Genomic DNA, 17261 nt, shown 5'->3' on the forward strand with positions numbered 1-17261 from the left:
GTGCCGCGCGGCTCGTATTCGCGCTGCAGCATCGCGCCGCTGTCCTTATAATCGCCAAACCTGAACCTGGAGCCCGCGCATGCCGAACCTGACCCTCGCCGACCTGACCGCCGAAATCGATGCCAACGTGCGCCGGGCCCTGGCCGAAGACATCGGCAGTGGCGACATCACCGCCCAGTTGATCCCCGCCGAGCGCCTGGCCCACGCCACCATCATCACCCGCGACGAAGCGGTGGTCTGTGGCGTGGCCTGGGTAGATGCCGTTTTTCGTCAGCTCGATCCACGGGTCGCCGTGCACTGGCAGGTCGGTGATGGCGATCGGGTAAAACCCAACCAGGCCCTGTTCCACCTCGAAGGCCCGGCCCGCGCCCTGCTCACCGGCGAACGCAGCGCCTTGAACTTCCTGCAGACCCTGTCCGCCGTCGCCACCCGCTGTCAGCATTACGCCGACTTGGTGCAAGGTACGTCGGTGAAACTGCTCGACACCCGCAAGACCCTGCCCGGCCTGCGCCTGGCCCAGAAGTACGCCGTGACCCAGGGCGGCTGCCACAACCACCGCATCGGCCTGTACGATGCCTTCCTTATTAAGGAAAACCACATCGCCGCCTGCGGCGGCATCGCCCAGGCCGTCGCCGCCGCCCATCAAATTGCCCCGGGCAAGCCGGTGGAAGTGGAAGTGGAAAGCCTGGAAGAACTGCAACAAGCCTTGGACGCCGGCGCCGACATCATCATGCTCGATGAACTGTCACTGGACGACATGCGCCAAGCCGTCGCCCTCACCCAAGGCCACGCCAAGCTGGAAGCGTCAGGCGGGGTGAATGAAACGACGTTGCGAGGGATTGCGGAGACGGGAGTGGACTACATCTCGATCGGGACGTTGACCAAGGATGTGAAGGCGGTGGATTTGTCGATGAGGTTGGGGCTTTGAAAGCGCCAAAGCAATCCAAAAGTTATCGATATAACCTTAATACCTATGTGATTTTCATTCGGCAGCTAAACGCAGGCGCATAGGGCTGAAGTAGAATCTCAAAGGAGTTTGGATACGAGCGCAATATATAAAGCAGCCAGCAACACACAAGAGATGCATGCACACCAAAAATTGCGCCAAGCTGGGCAGCCAAGCAACATGATCATGAGCCCATGATTACAACCCTACCTCAAAATCGATGTAGTGATCTTAAGGCAAGGGCATAGTAAGCCAAAAAAATTACTTTCAGCCATCAAAAAACAGAACATTGCTATTTAATTGCTACACACCCCACCGTCGACAAGGCTGCAAGTGACAACCGCTGTTCCGGGCGTACGCGGAGTAGCGGTAAAAGATCCAGCCATGGTCAAGCTTGGCCCAGCACCATTGTATGCAGAGCATGCACCAGTACTAGAGGCGACACTTGGCGATTGCGAATTATTTAAACGCACAAGCGCATCATTCGCATAGGCCTTCGCTTCAAGCAAACAGGCGCGGTTCGCCGATGTAACTGTGTAATTCTGGTACAAAGGAAAAGCAACGGCAGCCAAAATACCGATGATTGCCACAACAATCATCAATTCAATCATCGTAAACCCGTTACTGAGATAACGCTTCATACCAGTCCCTAGCCAAAACTTTCACTTGATTCACTAGACAAGCATTAAAATTCGATTTCTTCAACTCAAAAACCGAACACCCCACTAGATGTGGGGTGTTCGTAAACATTACGTTATGATGCCTAGCGCGGCACCATCATGCTTAGTTAGTGCAGGATGCACTTTCATCGCAGGTGGTAGTGGCAGTACCAGGGCTACGCGGAGTACCGGTCATCGGAAGCGTGGTTGTCAAACCAGTACATGCAACGTTTTTAGGGTTCGGAATATCCGCAGCAACGCTACCATTGGAGGTCCACACCAGCACCGCACTGGCCTGAGCCTTGGCTTCAGCCAGGCACGCGTTTTCGGCGGCGGTTTTGGTGTAGTTCTGATAAGCCGGCAGAGCAATGGCAGCCAGAATACCGATGATCGCAACGACGATCATCAGTTCGATCAGGGTAAAACCTTTTTGTGCTTTCATTTCAAATTCTCCTGTTGAGGTTAGGCTTGGGCCTGCCAGAAACCGAGCAGAATGCGTGCCAACTTTTCGCTCCAGCCATTTCCAGGCCTGCGCCCTATCCTGATGCAACAACCTTGATCACTTAAGTGCACCTTCTGACATTTTTCGTCACCTCAAGACATCACGTTTGGCAGGCGCGTCCTTCTGCGCTATAAGGCACGGTACTGCACCTACTGGCTCCTTATCGTTATGAATGACGCCCCATCGCTCTCCGGCCTGGCCAAACAGATCGTCAACGCACAACTCCTCGACGAAAAATCCGCCCTGAATGCCCAGGTTCAAGCCAAACGGAACCAGTTGTCGCTGGTGACCTATATGGTGCAGAACAAACTGGTAAAGAGCCGAGACCTTGCCGAGCTAGCGGCCGAGCAATTCGGCGTTGCCTTTGTCGATCTGCAGGCACTGGATAAAGAAGTTCAGCCGAAGGATTTGATCAGCGAAAAGCTGATGCGTCAGCATCGCGTGCTGCCACTGTACCGTCGGGGCAACAAGCTCTTTATTGGCGTATCGGACCCCAGTAATCACCAGGCAGTCACGGATATCCAGTTCAGCACCGGACTGACCACCGAATCTATCCTGGTAGAGGACGATAAGCTCGGCGATGCCATCGACAGGTTCTTCGAGTCGGCCAATACCGGCATGGGCGACCTGGCCGATGTCGACCTCGACGGCCTGGATGTGGAAGCGGTCGATGATGACAAGCAAGGCGGCGATGGTACCGGCCAGGATGCTGACGACGCTCCTGTGGTGCGCTTCGTCAACAAGATGCTGCTGGACGCAATCAAAGGTGGATCCTCGGATCTGCATTTCGAGCCTTATGAAAAAGCCTACCGTGTGCGCTTTCGTACCGACGGCATGCTGCATGAAGTCGCCCGCCCACCGATCCAACTGGCCCCCCGAATTTCCGCACGATTGAAGGTCATGGCCGCCTTGGATATCTCCGAACGCCGTAAACCGCAGGACGGTCGGATCAAGATGAAAATATCCAAGACCAAGTCCATCGATTTTCGCGTGAATACCCTGCCCACGCTGTGGGGCGAAAAAATTGTGATGCGGATCCTCGACCCCACCAGCGCTCAAATGGGCATTGATGCACTGGGCTATGAGGAGGATCAGAAAACCCTCTATATGAATGCCCTCAAACAGCCCCAAGGCATGATTCTGGTCACCGGGCCTACGGGCTCCGGCAAGACGGTATCCCTCTATACCGGCCTGAATATTCTCAATACACCGGACGTGAACATCTCCACTGCTGAAGACCCGGTGGAAATCAACCTGGAAGGCATTAACCAGGTCAACGTCAACCCCAAGCAAGGCATGGACTTTACCCAGGCCCTGCGTGCGTTTCTGCGCCAGGACCCGGATATCATCATGGTCGGCGAGATCCGTGACCTGGACACCGCCTCCATTGCCATCAAGGCCGCACAAACTGGCCATATGGTGATGTCGACCCTGCACACCAACAGCGCAGCGGAAACCCTGACCCGCATGCGCAATATGGGCGTCCCCTCCTTCAACATTGCCACCTCGGTCAACCTGATCATCGCCCAACGCCTCGCGCGCAAGCTGTGCAGCACCTGCAAGAAGGAAATCGATGTCCCCCGCGAGACATTACTGGCAGAGGGATTCCCGGAAAACAAGATCGGCACCTTCAAGATTTACGGCCCGGTTGGCTGCGACAATTGCAAGGGCGGCTACAAAGGTCGTGTCGGGATTTATGAAGTGGTTAAAAACACGCCCAACCTGCAACGGATTATCATGGAGGAAGGCAACTCCATCGATATCGCTGCGCAGATGCGCAAAGACGGCTTTAATGATCTACGCACCTCGGCCCTGGTAAAAGCCATGCAAGGCGTCACCAGCCTCGAGGAAGTCAACCGCGTGACCAAGGATTAACCATGGCGACAAAAGCACTCAAGACCAGTGTATTTACCTGGGAAGGCAAAGACCGAAAGGGCTCCGTCGTCAAGGGAGAACTCAGCGGACAGAACCCCGCGCTCGTAAAAGCACAACTACGCAAGCAAGGCATCAACCCCACCAAGGTTCGAAAGAAAGCGGTCTCTATTTTCAGTCAAGGCAAAAAAATCAAGCCGCTAGACATTGCGATGTTTACCCGGCAAATGGCCACAATGATGAAGGCAGGCGTTCCACTCCTGCAGTCCTTCGACATTATTAGCGAAGGTGCGGACAATCCGAATATGCGAAAGCTGGTAGACGAGATAAAGCAAGAAGTAGCTGCCGGTAACTCGTTTGCTTCCTCCTTACGCAAGCATCCACGCCACTTTGATGATCTATACTGCAACCTGGTTGACTCCGGCGAGCAGTCCGGCTCGCTTGAAGCCTTATTAGATCGAGTTGCGACATACAAAGAAAAAAGTGAATCACTGAAAGCCAAAGTCAAAAAAGCAATGACTTATCCGATTTCGGTTTTGGTAGTCGCGGTCATTGTGTCGGTGATTTTGCTGGTCAAGGTGGTACCGACTTTTGAAGGTGTTTTCAAAGGATTTGGTGCCGAACTCCCTGCCTTTACTCAATTTGTGATCAACCTTTCCTATGGCCTCCAAGATTGGTGGTTCCTTATTCTAATTGTGTTATTTGCCTCTGCCTACACCTTCAAAGAAGCACACCATCGCTCCGAAAAATTTCGGAATATGATTGATCGTAGCCTGTTGAAGCTGCCAATTCTCGGCGATGTTCTTTATAAATCCGCAGTAGCTCGTTACGCCCGTACATTGTCTACGACTTTCGCAGCCGGCGTTCCATTGGTGGAAGCCTTAGACTCTGTAGCGGGAGCGACGGGCAACGTAGTTTTCAAGAATGCCGTGATGCAAATCAAGCAAGATGTGTCCAGCGGCACGCAGCTTAATTTCTCGATGAAGAACGTAGCAGTTTTTCCTACACTGGCTGTTCAAATGACGGCTATTGGCGAAGAATCGGGCGCCTTGGACCAAATGCTGGATAAAGTGGCGACATTTTATGAAGAAGAGGTCGATAACATTATCGACAACCTCACGACCTTGATGGAGCCAATGATTATGGCAATCCTCGGCGTACTAGTCGGAGGTCTGATCATCGCCATGTACCTGCCTATATTCCAACTTGGTTCGGTGGTTGCAGGCTAACCTATGCACCTTATCGACTTCCTGGCCGGCAACTTGCCGGCCTTTGTTTTGTGCGCCCTGCTGCTCGGCTTGCTGATCGGTAGCTTCCTCAATGTCGTGGTGTATCGCCTGCCAAAGATGATGCAGCGCGATTGGCGGATTCAGGCCCGTGAAGTGCTGGAGCTGCCGGAAGAGCCCGCGGGCAAAACCTTCAACCTGATTCTGCCGAACTCCAGTTGCCCGCGTTGCAACCATGAGATCAAGGCCTGGGAAAACATCCCGGTAATCAGTTACCTGGCGCTGCGGGGCAAATGTTCCGGGTGCAAGGCGCCCATCAGTGCGCGCTACCCGCTGGTGGAATTGGCGTGCGGCCTACTCTCGGCCTATGTGGCCTGGCATTTTGGTTTTACCTTGCAGACCGCCGGCATGCTGGTGCTGACCTGGGGCCTGTTGGCCATGAGTCTGATCGACGCCGATCACCAGTTGCTGCCGGATGTGCTGGTACTGCCGCTGCTCTGGCTGGGGCTGATCGCCAACCATTTTGGCGTGTACACCAGCCTGGAAGATGCGCTGTGGGGTGCCGTAGCGGGCTACCTGAGTCTGTGGTCGGTGTATTGGCTGTTCAAGCTGATCACCGGCAAGGAAGGCATGGGCCATGGCGATTTCAAGCTGCTGGCCATGCTCGGTGCCTGGGGCGGCTGGCAGGTGCTGCCGCTGACGATCCTGCTGTCGTCGCTGGTGGGCGCGGTGCTCGGGGTGATCATGCTGCGCCTGCGCAATGCGGAAACCAGCACGCCAATTCCCTTCGGCCCGTACCTGGCCATCGCTGGCTGGATCGCGCTGCTCTGGGGTGATCAGATCACCAGCACTTACCTGCAGTTTGCCGGGTTTCATTGATAAGCGGCTCGCGCCCATAGGCACTGCACACTCTGTAGGAGAGGCCTTGGCCTCGAGCTCGGCGATTTTTGTCCACCCTCAACCTGGAGGGTGAAAGAAGAGTTCGCGGGCAAGCCCGCTCCTACAGGGCCTTAGCCAGAAGACCGCCCCACCGATTCGCCAGCCTGCTTGCACCTACACTACAATCGTCGCCCTGTTGAACACTGACGAGCGTTTTGCCCGATGACTAGACCCTGGATTCTCGGCCTTACCGGCGGTATCGGTAGTGGCAAGAGTGCGGTTGCCCAGCTGTTTATCGAGCAGGGCGTGCACCTGGTGGATGCCGATCACGCGGCACGCTGGGTGGTCGAACCGGGCCGGCCGGCCCTGGAAAAGATCGTCGAACACTTCGGGTCCGAAATTCTGCAGGCCGACGGCCAACTGGACCGCACGGCGCTGCGGGCCCGGGTGTTCAGCGATGCCGAGGAGCGTCGCTGGCTAGAGGCCTTGCTCCACCCGCTGATCGGCCAGGAAATCATGCAGTACTTGGCTAAGGCCGAATCGCCGTACGCCATCCTGGTTTCGCCGCTGCTGATCGAATCCGGCCAGCGCGCCCTGACTCAGCGCATCCTGGTAGTGGACGCCCCGGAGCATCTGCAGATAGAGCGCACCATGCTGCGTGACCAGGCGACAGCCGAGCAGGTGCAGGCGATCCTCAAGGCCCAGGCCATTCGCGAAGAGCGCCTGCGCCATGCCGACGATGTCCTGCTCAACGACCGTGATCTCGACTGGCTACGCAGCGAAGTCGAGCGCCTGCACACCTTTTACCTGACCCTGCGCGGAGGCCAACCATGAGCACCCCCACCCTAGTCGCCTGCCCGACCTGCGGCGCGCCTGTCGAATGGGGCCCACAAAGCCCGAGCCGCCCGTTCTGCTCGGAGCGCTGCAAGCTGATCGACCTCGGTGCCTGGGCTTCGGAAGAGCACGCCATTCCTGGCAACGACCTGGAAGACGACCTGTTCTCCGACGACCTGCCACCCCGTCGCCACTGATCCCTCAAGGCCGCATGAAGCTGTAGTCGCGCTCGTCATCCAGATTATCGGCGAGAAACTGCAGCTCGGCGGCCAGGTCAGCAGCTTCTCGCCGCTCGCGACTGCATTCGACCACCGCACTCAACAGTGCCCGCAGCGCCAGCCCTTGCTCCAGCCCCTCTGCCGCCGCCTGCGCCAGGCTCTGCCGTATTTCCTGACGCGCCCACTCATGCATGCCCATCCCGCTTCTCCCATGATTGCCCTGAAGGCGTCGTCCGACACGTGATCAACTCGGCGACTGGTTGCCGCCAACGCACCGAGCCTAACTCTGTCAGTCGGGCACGGCTGTCCGTTGACCTGGATCAAGCCAGACCGGGGTATCGATACGGTGAAGCAGGCGCTATTACTTGCGCGTACTGTCGTCTTTCCAGGGGGCGGACAGGTAACGGCTGCGGTTGAAGGTTTCCAGCCAGTCCGGATAGAAGACCACCAGCGCGGTGACCAACATCCCGTTGATGAACGCCTCGGGAAAGATCACCAGCCACAGGTAGCCGACGAAATCCTCCAGCCAGGGCGGCATTGGGAACAATCCATCGAACCACAGCACGCCAAGGCCGAGCAGGATGCACGCCAGCGCCGCCAGGGCTGCAGGAAAGAAGCCGCAGAAGAAGATGTAGACAAACAGGTTGCGCGGCTGCGCCTTTTCGACCCGCAAGGCGCACAGCTCGGTCACCGCCACCGGAATCAGCACCAGCAACAGGCCATTCACCCCCAGCGCTGCCAGTTCCTGACGCCCCAACGCCAACAGCCCCAGCTGCGCGGCTACGCCGGCCAGGATCGCCAAGGGCCAGTCGAGCAACAGGGTGACGGCTGTCATGCCGATGAAGTGGTAGGAAAGGCCGGACTCGAAGTCCCGCCGCACCAGCCACAGCAGAAACAGGGCAAATGCGGTGCCGAACAGCAGGTGCTGGCGGCGCAGGTCGCTGAACAACTCCACCCACGGCGCTCGACAGACGGCCCAGAGCACCAGCGGCGCATACAGCGCCCAACCGGCAACCTGGGTGAAGGGTGAAAGGAGTTCGGCAGCGATCATGGCGGGCAATCCGGTACTTAAGCAGGTCGCGGCCAGTCTACACCGTGCCCTCGCCAACGCGCTGTACTGACCACCCGCCGCCCGAACGGAATGCATGCTCGGGATACCGGAGCACCATGAGGACGCGCTAAGCTCTGGACATGGATGACTCCGACTACCTGCGCCTGCTCACCCATCAGGCCGAGCAGGCCAATGCCTTTCTCTCCAACGCCCGCAAATGGGAGCGTGAGCGCTGGGTCTGCCAGCGCCTGTTGCAAGCCCTCAACATCAGCCATCGCCTCGAAGAATTCGGCGCAGCCGGACAGGAGCCGCCAGACGTGCTGTTTCGGGAGGCCAGCTTCGAGGTGTTCTTCGTCCTGGACGAAGGCCGCCGTCTGAACGACGAGTGGCGCGCCGAGCTGGAGCGCCGTCGTAGTGCGTTCTCCCTCAGCCAACTGGTTCGCCGCGAAGCACGGCCAAGGCGCATCCCGGCGGCCGACCTGCAGGCGCGCCTGGCACCCACCTTGCGCAAGAAGGCCCACAACTACCGGGAGCGCGGGTTGGATCTAGGTGAGCTGGACCTGCTGGCCTACGTGAACCTCAAGCGCGCGGTACTCGACTTCAACAGTCATTTCCCGCCACCTACCGAATACCTGCGCCAGGGCTGGCGCTCGCTGTCACTGGTTGGCCCGACCTTCGCCCGGGTACTGTTCGCCCATCCCGATGCTCCGGATTTTCTGCGCAACAACCTGGGCCGCAGCGTGCAATTCGATGTCGGGATCAGCCTGTGAGCCCCTTGCAGGAGTTGCTGGCCGCGGTGCCCCAGCAAGGCCAGGTACGCTGGATAGGCGTACGCCCAGCCTTGCGCGCCCGATGCTCGAACTGGATGCCGTGGAAGCGCGCCGCGAAGCCGGCCTTACCGGTGACCACGCACGCCCCGGGCCACGCAATGCGCGCCAGGTCACTCTGATTCAGTGGGAGCACCTGACGGTCATCAGCGCCCTGCTCGGCCGCCCACCGGAGCAGGCCATCCAGCCGCAGGATCTGCGCCGCAACATCGCGATCAGCGGTATCAACCTGTTCAGCCTCAAGGGCAGGCGCTTTCGCATCGGCCAGGCCATCTTCGAGACCACGGGCTGGTGCCAGCCCTGCGCGAAACTGGAAGAGCGCCTGGGCAGCGGCGCGTTCCAGGCCATTCGCGGGCACGGCGGCATCACAGCCCGCGTGCTCATGGGTGGAATTATTCGCCTGGATGACGCTCTACGCGTTGAGCCCCTGTGAAAGGCACGGCAGAATGGCAGTCAACAGCAGGCCACGCGCCCATTCGCGCCCCTGAACCTTCGAGGTCACTATGCCCAGCCGCCTGAACCCCGATGACCAAGCCCGCGTCGACCAATACCTGAGCGCGCCTCAACACCAGGTCGAGCGTCAGCCCTTCAAGGTCTGGCGATTGCTGGGGATCATCCTGGTCGTGGTTGTCGCCCTGGGCCTGCTGAGCCGTCTTCTGAGTCGACTGGTGCTATGAGCTGCCTCGCGCTCGCCCAGCCGCGCTCTTCCCGCTTTATTCAAAGCCTTGTGAGCGTATCCCATGTCCCATCGAATCGTGATCGTCGGCGGTGGCGCCGGCGGCCTGGAGCTTGCCACCCGCCTGGGTAGAACCCTGGGCAAACGTGGCCAGGCGCGTATAACCCTGGTCGACGCCAACCTGACCCATATCTGGAAACCCCTGCTGCATGAAGTGGCGGCAGGTTCGCTCAACTCCTCGGAAGACGAGCTGAACTATGTCGCCCAGGCGAAATGGAACCGCTTCGAGTTCCAGCTGGGACGCATGAGCGGGCTCGATCGCGCCGCACGCCAGATCACCCTGGCGGCCACGCTGGACGAGCGGGGCGGTGTGCTGATGCCCGAGCGCCAGCTGAGTTACGACAGCCTGGTCATTGCCGTCGGCAGCACCACCAATGACTTCGGTACGCCGGGCGCCGCCGAGCACTGCATCTTCCTCGACACCCGTGAGCAGGCCGAGCGCTTCCACCGTCAGTTGCTCAGTCACTACCTGCGCGCTCACGCCAGCCAGGGCGAGAACACCGAGCAGGTCAGTGTCGCCATCGTCGGCGCCGGTGCCACCGGTGTGGAGCTGGCTGCCGAGCTGCACCACGCCGCCCATGAGCTGGCCGCCTACGGCCTGGACCGCATTCGCCCGGAAAACATGCGCATCACCCTGATCGAAGCCGGTCCGCGGGTGCTCCCCGCCCTGCCGGAGCGAATCAGCCAGCCGGTGCACAAGACCTTGGAAAAGCTAGGCGTCACCGTCATGACCAGCTCGGCCGTAAGTGAAGTCACCGACGACGGCCTGCTCACCGCTCAAGGTGAAACCATTGCTGCCAGCCTGAAAGTCTGGGCGGCCGGTATCCGGGCGCCGGAGTTCCTCAAGAACCTCGACGGCCTGGAGAACAACCGCATCAACCAATTGCTGGTCCGCCCGACCCTGCAGACCACGCTGGACGACAACATCTTTGCCTTTGGCGATTGCGCGGCCTGCCCCCTGCCCGACAGCGAAGGTCGCAACGTACCGCCCCGGGCCCAGGCCGCTCACCAACAGGCATCGCTGCTGGCCAAGTCGCTGAAGTTGCGCATCGATGGCCAGCCACTGCCGGAGTACCACTACCGGGATTACGGCTCGCTGATCTCGCTGTCGCGCTTCTCGGCGGTGGGCAACCTCATGGGCAACCTGATGGGCAGCGTGAAACTGGAAGGCTGGCTGGCGCGGGTGTTCTATATCTCGCTCTACCGCATGCACCAGATGGCCCTCTACGGCGTGTCGCGCACCCTGCTGCTGATGCTCAGCGATCGCATCGGCCGCAGCACCGAACCCCGCCTCAAGCTGCACTGACAAACAGCGCGCCCCGTAGGAGCGGACTCGTCCGCGAGCTTTTCGCGGCATCAGCCTGCCGCAGAGCCCGAGGCCAGGGCCTCTCCTACGGACCGCGTGCCCCTTGCGCGTGAGGTTTTCCGTAGCAACAGCCAAATCGCAGGCAATAAAAAACCCGCTCTAGGCGGGTTTTTTACTTTCAAGCGTGCTTGAAATGGTGGGTCGTGTAGGATTCGAACCTACGACCAATTGGTTAAAAGCCAACTGCTCTACCAACTGAGCTAACGACCCTAAAATGGTCGGGGTAGGGGGATTCGAACTCCCGACATCCTGCTCCCAAAGCAGGCGCGCTACCGGACTGCGCTATACCCCGATAAGAAGTTTGGCTCCGCGACCTGGACTCGAACCAGGGACCCAATGATTAACAGTCATTTGCTCTACCGACTGAGCTATCGCGGAACTGTGCAACTTCCAGTTCTCCGTTACCGGCTTTGGCTTTCGCCGTTTCCCGTATCAGAGGCGCGCCATTTTACGGTTCCAGAACGCGCTGTCAACCCCTTAAATTGCTTTTATGACAATGCTTTGCAGTCGACAGACAGGCTGCTATATCTTCCATAGGATAGTCTTCATTCGCAGGACGCTCGGCCACATGGCCTCTGCCAGGAAAGTCCATGAGTAACCGGGACACCCCCGCCAATCCCCCTCCCCTTAACCAAACCCTTGCCAGCCGAGGCATCCAGCCGCGCTTTGGCGAGTTGGGGCAGAGCTGTCGCAAGCTGGTGATGAACCGCCTGGCCGAGCACCTGGCCGGTGTTTTCGGGCAGGTTGACGACACCCTGTTCGATTGCGCGGAGAAGGCCGAGAACAATCAGGTGCAGACGCTGTTCTTCGACAGCATGCGCGAGATACGCAAGCAGCGCCCGCTGATCGAACGCACCTACCACCAGAAAGTGTCGCAGAACTTCAGCGACTTTCTCGACGGCACCCTCAAACCGGTGCCACTGGCCACCGAGGTGGATGCCGAGCAACTGGCCCTGGTGCAGAACGAGGATTACGAAGAGATCCTGCAGGTCACCAATATGGTGAGCCGGGTCAAATCGCGCTGCGCCCAGGCACTGTTCGCCCTGGAACAACGCCTAGCCCTGCTCAACAGCGGCCAGAAGCTTGGCGAGGACAGCAACCCTTTCGGCCCGCAAATGATCGCCCAGGCGTTCCAGGAAGCCCTGGCACCCTGCCCGTTTCCGCTGCGCATCAAAGTCATCCTTTATACGTTGTTCGACCAGCACGTCATGCACAGCCTGGATGGTGTCTACGACGCCCTCAACCGGCGCCTGATCGACGACGGCATACTGCCGAACCTCAAATACAGTGCCCCGCGCAACCCGGACAGCGGCCGTTCCAGCGCCCCTCGCGAGGACAAGAAGGAAAGTACCGCCGCGGCGCCCACGGCAAAGAACACCACAAGCCAGGCAACCGTAAAGGCGACCCAGGCAGACCTCAACGGCCCGCCGCCGGATGACCCGGACACCTTGCTCGACGGCCTGTCGACCCTGCTCGGCGAACACCGCCAACGCGACGTGCACGCGCCCCTGCTGGGCGGCACCCGCAGTATCGCCAGCTATGCGCCCCAGGGCGCCACGCGGACCTACAGCGCCAACGAGCTGATCGAAGCGCTGAACCGCATGCAGCGCCAGTCGGCCGATGACCTGGCCCAGCGCCTGCAAGCCCCTCAACCGGTCGAGAGCCTTAAAGCGGATCTGCAACAACAACTGGAAACCCACAGCGACCTGCCGGGCCAGCAAAAGCTCTCCGACCAGGAAGCCGATGTCATCGACCTGGTGGGCATGCTCTTCGACTTCATCCTCGATGACGACAACCTGCCGGACGGCTGCAAGACCGCCCTCTCCCACCTGCACACGCCGTACTTGAAAATCGCCCTGCTGGACAAGGCGCTGTTCACCCAGCACCACCACCCGGCCCGCCGCTTGCTCAACACCATGGCCCAGGCCGGCGTCCTGTATGGCGGAGAAGGCGACGAGCGTGGCCTGCTGGCCAAGATGCAGTGGGTCGTGGAGCGGGTCATCCACGACTTCGCCGGCGACCTGCAGCTGTTCGACAACCTGCTGGAAGAATTCAACGAGTTCACCGCCACCCTGCGGCACAAGGTCGAGCTGCGCGAACGGCGCGCAGTGGAAGCGGCCAAGGGCCGCGACAAATTGCTGGGGGCCCGCCAGCAGGCCGTCGACGTCATTACCCACTGCCTGCAGAAGCGGGACTTGCCAGCCATCATCCGCAGTTTCCTCGAACAGACCTGGACCGACGTCCTGGTGTTCGTCCTGTTGCGCCACGGCGACCGCAGCGACGACTGGCGGCGTGCCAGCGACGTGGCGGAACAACTGGCCTGGAGTGCCACCCCGCTGGATGAGGCCGGCGCCCTGCGCTTGCAGGAGATACGCCTGACCATGCTGGAAGACCTACGAGAAGGCTTGCAGGTGCTCGGCGGCTACCACGAAGACGGTATCCGCCGCCTGCTCCAAGACCTGGTGGCCTGCCAGCATGCCGTGCAGGCCAAGCAACCGCAGCTCGCTGCCAAGCTCAATCCCACCCTGCTGGAAAGCCCCCTCGGCGCCATGCTCGGCGAAGACGCCGCGCTGGCCACCCTTGCGCCGCGCGTCTCGGGCTTGTCACCACGGGCGCAGGCGCTGGCCAAGGAGCTGGAGCAGGTCGAATTCGGCACCTGGTTCGAGTTTGTCACAGACGGGCAAACTCGAACCCTCAAACTCTCCTGGTTCAGCCCAACCACCCATAACTACATGTTCGTCGATCACAGCGGCCAGCGCGTGGCGATCAAGCCTATCGCCCTGCTGGCCAGTGAAATGGAACAAGGACTGGCACGGATCGTAACCCCGGAACGCAGCACACCCTTGGTGGACCGCGCCCTCTCGGCCATCTACCGGGTTCTGCAACGTTTCACCGGACGTGCGGCCGAGACCCGCTAAGGAGCTTCTATGGAAGATCGTCGTCAGCACAGCCGCCAGAGCACCGAGCTGCAGCTGGAAGTCTTCGAGCTGCACACCGGCCAGCGCCTGGGCCGGGTCGTGGACCTGTCCTTCGACGGGTTCATGCTGTTCAGCGATACGCCTCACACAGCGGACGCGCTGATTGAGTGCCGGCTGGTGAGCGAACAGGTGGTGGAGGGCGTCTGCGAAATCAAACTGGGCGCCGATTGCCTGTGGAGCCGACCCGGCGCCGACGGCCAGCACTGCTGGGCCGGGTTCCACATTATCGACCTGGCTGAAGACCAGGCCGCAGCGCTGGAGATACTGCTCAAGCACCTCTGAGCCAAAAAAGCGGCGTCGCCAGATTTGGCGACGCCGCTTTTTTGAACCGATACACCGTCGAGTGCCGACCTGTAGGAGCGGGCTCGCCCGCGAGCTTTTCCCTCAATCAGCCCAGTTGCTAACAAACTCACCTATTAAAGCTCGAGGCCAAGGCCTCTCCTACAGATTCGGGCACCCACAAACGTGCAGGCGCCCTCTCAAGGCCAAACAGCCTCAGTTGAAGACGATCTCCTCGCCCTCGACGCTGCCGCTCACGCTGCTGCCCGGCGCAAACTTGCCTGCCAGGATCAGCTGCGCCAGCGGGTTTTCGATCCAACGCTGGATCGCCCGCTTCAGCGGCCGAGCGCCATAGACCGGGTCGTAGCCAATGGCGATCAGCTTGTCCATCGCCTCCTCGGATAGCTCCAGGCTCAGTTCGCGCTCGGTCAACCGCTGACGCAGACGGCTCAGCTGGATCTGCGCAATACCCGCGATCTGCTCGCGCCCCAGCGGCTCGAACACCACCACTTCGTCGATCCGGTTGATGAACTCCGGCCGGAAGTGGCTGCTCACGGCGTCCATCACCGCCGCATGCTGCGCCTCGCGATCGCCCACCAGCTCCTGGATCTGCGCCGACCCCAGGTTGGAAGTCATCACCAGCACGGTGTTCTTGAAGTCCACGGTCCGGCCATGGCTGTCGGTCAGGCGGCCGTCTTCTAGCACCTGCAACAGGACGTTGAACACATCCGGGTGCGCCTTTTCCACCTCGTCGAGGAGGATCACCGAGTACGGTTTGCGCCGCACGGCCTCGGTCAGGTAACCGCCCTCTTCATAGCCGACATAGCCCGGCGGTGCGCCGATCAGGCGAGCCACCGAGTGCTTCTCCATGAATTCGGACATGTCGATGCGCACCAGCGCCTCTTCGGTGTCGAACAGGAACTCGGCCAGGGCCTTGCACAGCTCGGTCTTGCCTACGCCGGTCGGACCGAGGAACAGGAACGAGCCACTGGGCCGGTTCGGGTCTGCCAGGCCAGCGCGTGAACGCCGCACGGCATTGGAAACCGCGACCACCGCCTCGTTCTGCCCGATTACCCGCTGGTGCAGCAGGCCTTCCATCTTCAGCAGCTTGTCGCGCTCGCCCTCGAGCATTTTCGACACCGGAATGCCGGTCCACTTGGACACCACCTCGGCAATCTCTTCCTCGGTGACCTTGCTGCGCAGCAACTGGTTTTCGGTCTTGCCGTGCTGGTCGACCATCTGCAGGCTGCGCTCGAGGTCCGGGATGATGCCGTACTGCAGCTCGGCCATGCGGCTCAGGTCGCCCTTGCGCCGGGCTGACTCCAGCTCCTGGCGCGCCTGCTCGATCTTCTGCTGGATCTGCGCCGAGCCTTGTACCTCGGCCTTTTCCGACTTCCAGATATCTTCCAGGTCGGCGTATTCACGCTCCAGGCGTGCGATGTCTTCCTGCAGTTTGACGAAGCGCTTCTTGGCCGCTTCGTCTTCCTCTTTCTTCAGCGCCTGGGCCTCGACCTTGAGCTGGATGAGTCGACGGTCCAGGCGATCCAGCACTTCCGGTTTGGAGTCGATTTCCATGCGGATACGGCTGGCCGCCTCGTCGATCAGGTCGATGGCCTTGTCCGGCAACTGCCGGTCGGTGATGTAGCGGTGCGACAGCTTGGCCGCCGCGATGATCGCACCGTCGGTGATCGCCACCTTGTGGTGAACCTCGTAGCGTTCCTTCAGCCCCCGCAGGATGGCGATGGTGTCTTCCTCGCTGGGCTCGTCCACCAGCACCTTCTGGAAACGCCGCTCCAGCGCCGCGTCCTTCTCGATGTACTGGCGGTACTCGTCCAGGGTGGTGGCACCGACGCAATGCAGTTCACCCCGGGCCAGGGATGGCTTGAGCATGTTGCCCGCGTCCATGGCACCCTCAGCCTTGCCGGCCCCGACCATGGTGTGCAATTCGTCGATGAACAGGATGATCCGCCCTTCCTGCTTGGCCAGCTCGTTGAGCACGGCCTTCAGGCGCTCCTCGAACTCGCCACGGAACTTGGCGCCGGCGATCAGCGCGCCCATGTCCAGGGACAGCAAACGCTTGTCGCGCAGGCTGTCCGGCACTTCGCCATTGACGATGCGCTGGGCCAGGCCCTCGGCGATGGCAGTCTTGCCGACGCCGGGCTCACCGATCAGCACCGGGTTGTTCTTGGTGCGACGCTGCAACACCTGGATAGTGCGACGGATTTCGTCGTCACGGCCGATCACCGGGTCCAGCTTGCCTTCTTCGGCGCGCTTGGTCAGGTCGACGGTGTACTTGTCCAGTGCCTGGCGGGATTCCTCGATATTCGGGTCGTTCACCGCATCGCCACCACGCAGGTTGGCGATGGCATTTTCCAGCGCCTTGCGGCTGACGCCCTGCCCCAGCAGCAGTTTGCCGAGACGGGTGCTCTCATCCATGGCAGCCAGCAGCACCAGTTCACTGGAGATGAACTGATCGCCCTTCTGCTGCGACAGACGGTCGGCCTGGTTGAGCAGGCGCGCCAGGTCCTGGGACAGGTTCACGTCACCGGTGGGGCTCTGGATTTTGCCCAGGTGATCGAGTTCCTTGGTCAACGCCTGGCGCAGGCTGTTGACGTCGAAGCCTACCTGCATCAGCAGGGGCTTGATCGAGCCACCCTGCTGGTCGAGCAACGCCTGCATCAGGTGCAGCGGCTCGATGGCGGCATGGTCGAGGCCGACGGCCAGGGACTGGGCGTCGGACAGCGCGAGTTGCAACTTGCTGGTCAAACGGTCGATTCGCATTGCGTCATCCTTCCTGTAAAGAGCAGGCCGGCGCGATGAAAGCACCTGAACTGAAAACCTGCCGAGATGAAGACTAGATGAGGCCGATTGTCTGCGTTTCAAGCCAT

14 protein-coding genes, 3 tRNA genes and 3 pseudogenes are annotated in these 17261 nt (G+C 60.4%); 12 read left to right on the top strand and 8 right to left on the bottom strand.

Annotated elements, in window-relative coordinates:
- The first annotated feature begins 79 nt into the window (after nucleotides 1-79).
- Complete coding sequence (gene nadC / locus N5C28_RS05145; protein WP_279820808.1) at nucleotides 80-928, top strand: carboxylating nicotinate-nucleotide diphosphorylase; 849 nt, start codon at nucleotides 80-82, stop codon at nucleotides 926-928.
- A gap of 554 nt (nucleotides 929-1482) precedes the next feature.
- Here the strand turns inward: nadC and N5C28_RS05150 are convergent.
- Both N5C28_RS05150 and N5C28_RS05155 read right to left on the bottom strand, forming a co-directional pair.
- Nucleotides 1483-1587 (bottom strand): annotated as a pseudogene (locus N5C28_RS05150) (prepilin-type N-terminal cleavage/methylation domain-containing protein); the annotation flags it as partial.
- Nucleotides 1588-1945: 358 nt separating this feature from the next.
- Nucleotides 1946-2047 (bottom strand): annotated as a pseudogene (locus N5C28_RS05155) (prepilin-type N-terminal cleavage/methylation domain-containing protein); the annotation flags it as partial.
- A 228-nt stretch (nucleotides 2048-2275) separates the two neighbouring features.
- On the opposite strand from N5C28_RS05155, the gene pilB reads away from it, so the two are divergent.
- The 5 genes from pilB to yacG all read left to right on the top strand — a co-directional run bounded on the left by pilB (nucleotide 2276) and on the right by yacG (nucleotide 7115).
- Complete coding sequence (pilB, locus tag N5C28_RS05160; RefSeq protein WP_279820810.1) at nucleotides 2276-3982, top strand: type IV-A pilus assembly ATPase PilB; 1707 nt, start codon at nucleotides 2276-2278, stop codon at nucleotides 3980-3982.
- A 2-nt stretch (nucleotides 3983-3984) separates the two neighbouring features.
- The gene (locus N5C28_RS05165; RefSeq protein WP_279820812.1) at nucleotides 3985-5208 is read left to right on the top strand and encodes a type II secretion system F family protein; all 1224 of its coding nucleotides are present in this window, start codon (nucleotides 3985-3987) and stop codon (nucleotides 5206-5208) included.
- 3 nt (nucleotides 5209-5211) lie between these two features.
- Nucleotides 5212-6084 carry an A24 family peptidase gene (locus N5C28_RS05170; protein ID WP_279820813.1) on the top strand — a complete coding sequence of 291 codons (873 nt, stop codon included), beginning with the start codon at nucleotides 5212-5214 and terminating at the stop codon, nucleotides 6082-6084.
- A gap of 222 nt (nucleotides 6085-6306) precedes the next feature.
- A complete protein-coding gene (gene coaE, locus N5C28_RS05175; protein WP_279820814.1) occupies nucleotides 6307-6918 on the top strand; it encodes a dephospho-CoA kinase in 612 nt (203 codons plus the stop codon).
- Entirely contained in the window at nucleotides 6915-7115 is a 201-nt protein-coding gene (yacG, locus tag N5C28_RS05180; RefSeq protein WP_279820816.1) for a DNA gyrase inhibitor YacG, read from the top strand. Before coaE ends, yacG begins: the two co-directional genes overlap by 4 nt.
- A 4-nt stretch (nucleotides 7116-7119) precedes the next feature.
- Here the strand turns inward: yacG and N5C28_RS05185 are convergent, their stop codons facing one another.
- The gene (locus N5C28_RS05185) at nucleotides 7120-7335 is read right to left on the bottom strand and encodes a hypothetical protein (protein WP_279820817.1); all 216 of its coding nucleotides are present in this window, start codon (nucleotides 7333-7335) and stop codon (nucleotides 7120-7122) included.
- Nucleotides 7336-7497: 162 nt separating this feature from the next.
- The gene (locus N5C28_RS05190) at nucleotides 7498-8187 is read right to left on the bottom strand and encodes an energy-coupling factor ABC transporter permease (RefSeq protein ID WP_279820819.1); all 690 of its coding nucleotides are present in this window, start codon (nucleotides 8185-8187) and stop codon (nucleotides 7498-7500) included.
- A gap of 140 nt (nucleotides 8188-8327) precedes the next feature.
- Here N5C28_RS05190 and N5C28_RS05195 point away from each other — a divergent pair, with 140 nt between their 5' ends.
- From N5C28_RS05195 to N5C28_RS05210, 4 genes and pseudogenes are all read left to right on the top strand, one after another.
- Nucleotides 8328-8957, top strand: coding sequence for a DUF1780 domain-containing protein (locus N5C28_RS05195; RefSeq protein WP_279820820.1), 630 nt, complete (start codon nucleotides 8328-8330; stop codon nucleotides 8955-8957).
- Nucleotides 8954-9447: pseudogene (locus N5C28_RS05200) on the top strand (MOSC domain-containing protein). The gene N5C28_RS05195 and the pseudogene N5C28_RS05200 overlap by 4 nt, the downstream one beginning before the upstream one ends.
- A 70-nt stretch (nucleotides 9448-9517) precedes the next feature.
- Nucleotides 9518-9691: a DUF3094 family protein gene (locus N5C28_RS05205; RefSeq protein WP_279820821.1), complete on the top strand. Its 174-nt coding sequence runs from the start codon at nucleotides 9518-9520 to the stop codon at nucleotides 9689-9691.
- A gap of 63 nt (nucleotides 9692-9754) precedes the next feature.
- A complete protein-coding gene (locus N5C28_RS05210; RefSeq protein ID WP_279820823.1) occupies nucleotides 9755-11056 on the top strand; it encodes an NAD(P)/FAD-dependent oxidoreductase in 1302 nt (433 codons plus the stop codon).
- 194 nt (nucleotides 11057-11250) lie between these two features.
- Here N5C28_RS05210 and N5C28_RS05215 read toward each other — a convergent pair.
- From N5C28_RS05215 to N5C28_RS05225, 3 genes are all read right to left on the bottom strand, one after another.
- Nucleotides 11251-11326 (bottom strand) — tRNA-Lys (locus N5C28_RS05215).
- Nucleotides 11327-11331: 5 nt separating this feature from the next.
- A tRNA-Pro gene (locus N5C28_RS05220) sits at nucleotides 11332-11408 on the bottom strand.
- Between the two features lie 10 nt (nucleotides 11409-11418).
- Nucleotides 11419-11494, bottom strand: a tRNA-Asn gene (locus tag N5C28_RS05225).
- Between the two features lie 212 nt (nucleotides 11495-11706).
- Here N5C28_RS05225 and N5C28_RS05230 point away from each other — a divergent pair.
- Complete coding sequence (locus N5C28_RS05230; protein WP_279820825.1) at nucleotides 11707-14034, top strand: DUF1631 domain-containing protein; 2328 nt, start codon at nucleotides 11707-11709, stop codon at nucleotides 14032-14034.
- 9 nt (nucleotides 14035-14043) lie between these two features.
- On the top strand, nucleotides 14044-14376 hold the full coding sequence (locus N5C28_RS05235) for a PilZ domain-containing protein (RefSeq protein ID WP_279820826.1): 333 nt from the start codon (nucleotides 14044-14046) through the stop codon (nucleotides 14374-14376).
- Between the two features lie 213 nt (nucleotides 14377-14589).
- Here the strand turns inward: N5C28_RS05235 and clpB are convergent, their stop codons facing one another.
- Nucleotides 14590-17154 (bottom strand): ATP-dependent chaperone ClpB, encoded by a 2565-nt coding sequence (clpB, locus tag N5C28_RS05240; protein ID WP_279820827.1) that lies wholly within the window; start codon nucleotides 17152-17154, stop codon nucleotides 14590-14592.
- Nucleotides 17155-17261: the final 107 nt, after the last annotated feature.

The sequence above is a fragment of the Pseudomonas sp. GD03944 genome, assembly GCF_029839275.1.
GTDB lineage: Bacteria > Pseudomonadota > Gammaproteobacteria > Pseudomonadales > Pseudomonadaceae > Aquipseudomonas.

Coding starts and splice junctions, on each gene's coding strand:
- N5C28_RS05195 (WP_279820820.1), top strand. CDS start 8,328: ATGGATGACTCCGACTACCTGCGCCTGCTCACCCATCAGGCCGAGCAG.
- coaE (WP_279820814.1), top strand. CDS start 6,307: ATGACTAGACCCTGGATTCTCGGCCTTACCGGCGGTATCGGTAGTGGC.
- N5C28_RS05205 (WP_279820821.1), top strand. CDS start 9,518: ATGCCCAGCCGCCTGAACCCCGATGACCAAGCCCGCGTCGACCAATAC.
- clpB (WP_279820827.1), bottom strand. CDS start 17,154: ATGCGAATCGACCGTTTGACCAGCAAGTTGCAACTCGCGCTGTCCGAC.
- N5C28_RS05185 (WP_279820817.1), bottom strand. CDS start 7,335: ATGGGCATGCATGAGTGGGCGCGTCAGGAAATACGGCAGAGCCTGGCG.
- nadC (WP_279820808.1), top strand. CDS start 80: ATGCCGAACCTGACCCTCGCCGACCTGACCGCCGAAATCGATGCCAAC.
- yacG (WP_279820816.1), top strand. CDS start 6,915: ATGAGCACCCCCACCCTAGTCGCCTGCCCGACCTGCGGCGCGCCTGTC.
- N5C28_RS05235 (WP_279820826.1), top strand. CDS start 14,044: ATGGAAGATCGTCGTCAGCACAGCCGCCAGAGCACCGAGCTGCAGCTG.
- N5C28_RS05210 (WP_279820823.1), top strand. CDS start 9,755: ATGTCCCATCGAATCGTGATCGTCGGCGGTGGCGCCGGCGGCCTGGAG.
- pilB (WP_279820810.1), top strand. CDS start 2,276: ATGAATGACGCCCCATCGCTCTCCGGCCTGGCCAAACAGATCGTCAAC.
- N5C28_RS05230 (WP_279820825.1), top strand. CDS start 11,707: ATGAGTAACCGGGACACCCCCGCCAATCCCCCTCCCCTTAACCAAACC.
- N5C28_RS05165 (WP_279820812.1), top strand. CDS start 3,985: ATGGCGACAAAAGCACTCAAGACCAGTGTATTTACCTGGGAAGGCAAA.
- N5C28_RS05170 (WP_279820813.1), top strand. CDS start 5,212: ATGCACCTTATCGACTTCCTGGCCGGCAACTTGCCGGCCTTTGTTTTG.
- N5C28_RS05190 (WP_279820819.1), bottom strand. CDS start 8,187: ATGATCGCTGCCGAACTCCTTTCACCCTTCACCCAGGTTGCCGGTTGG.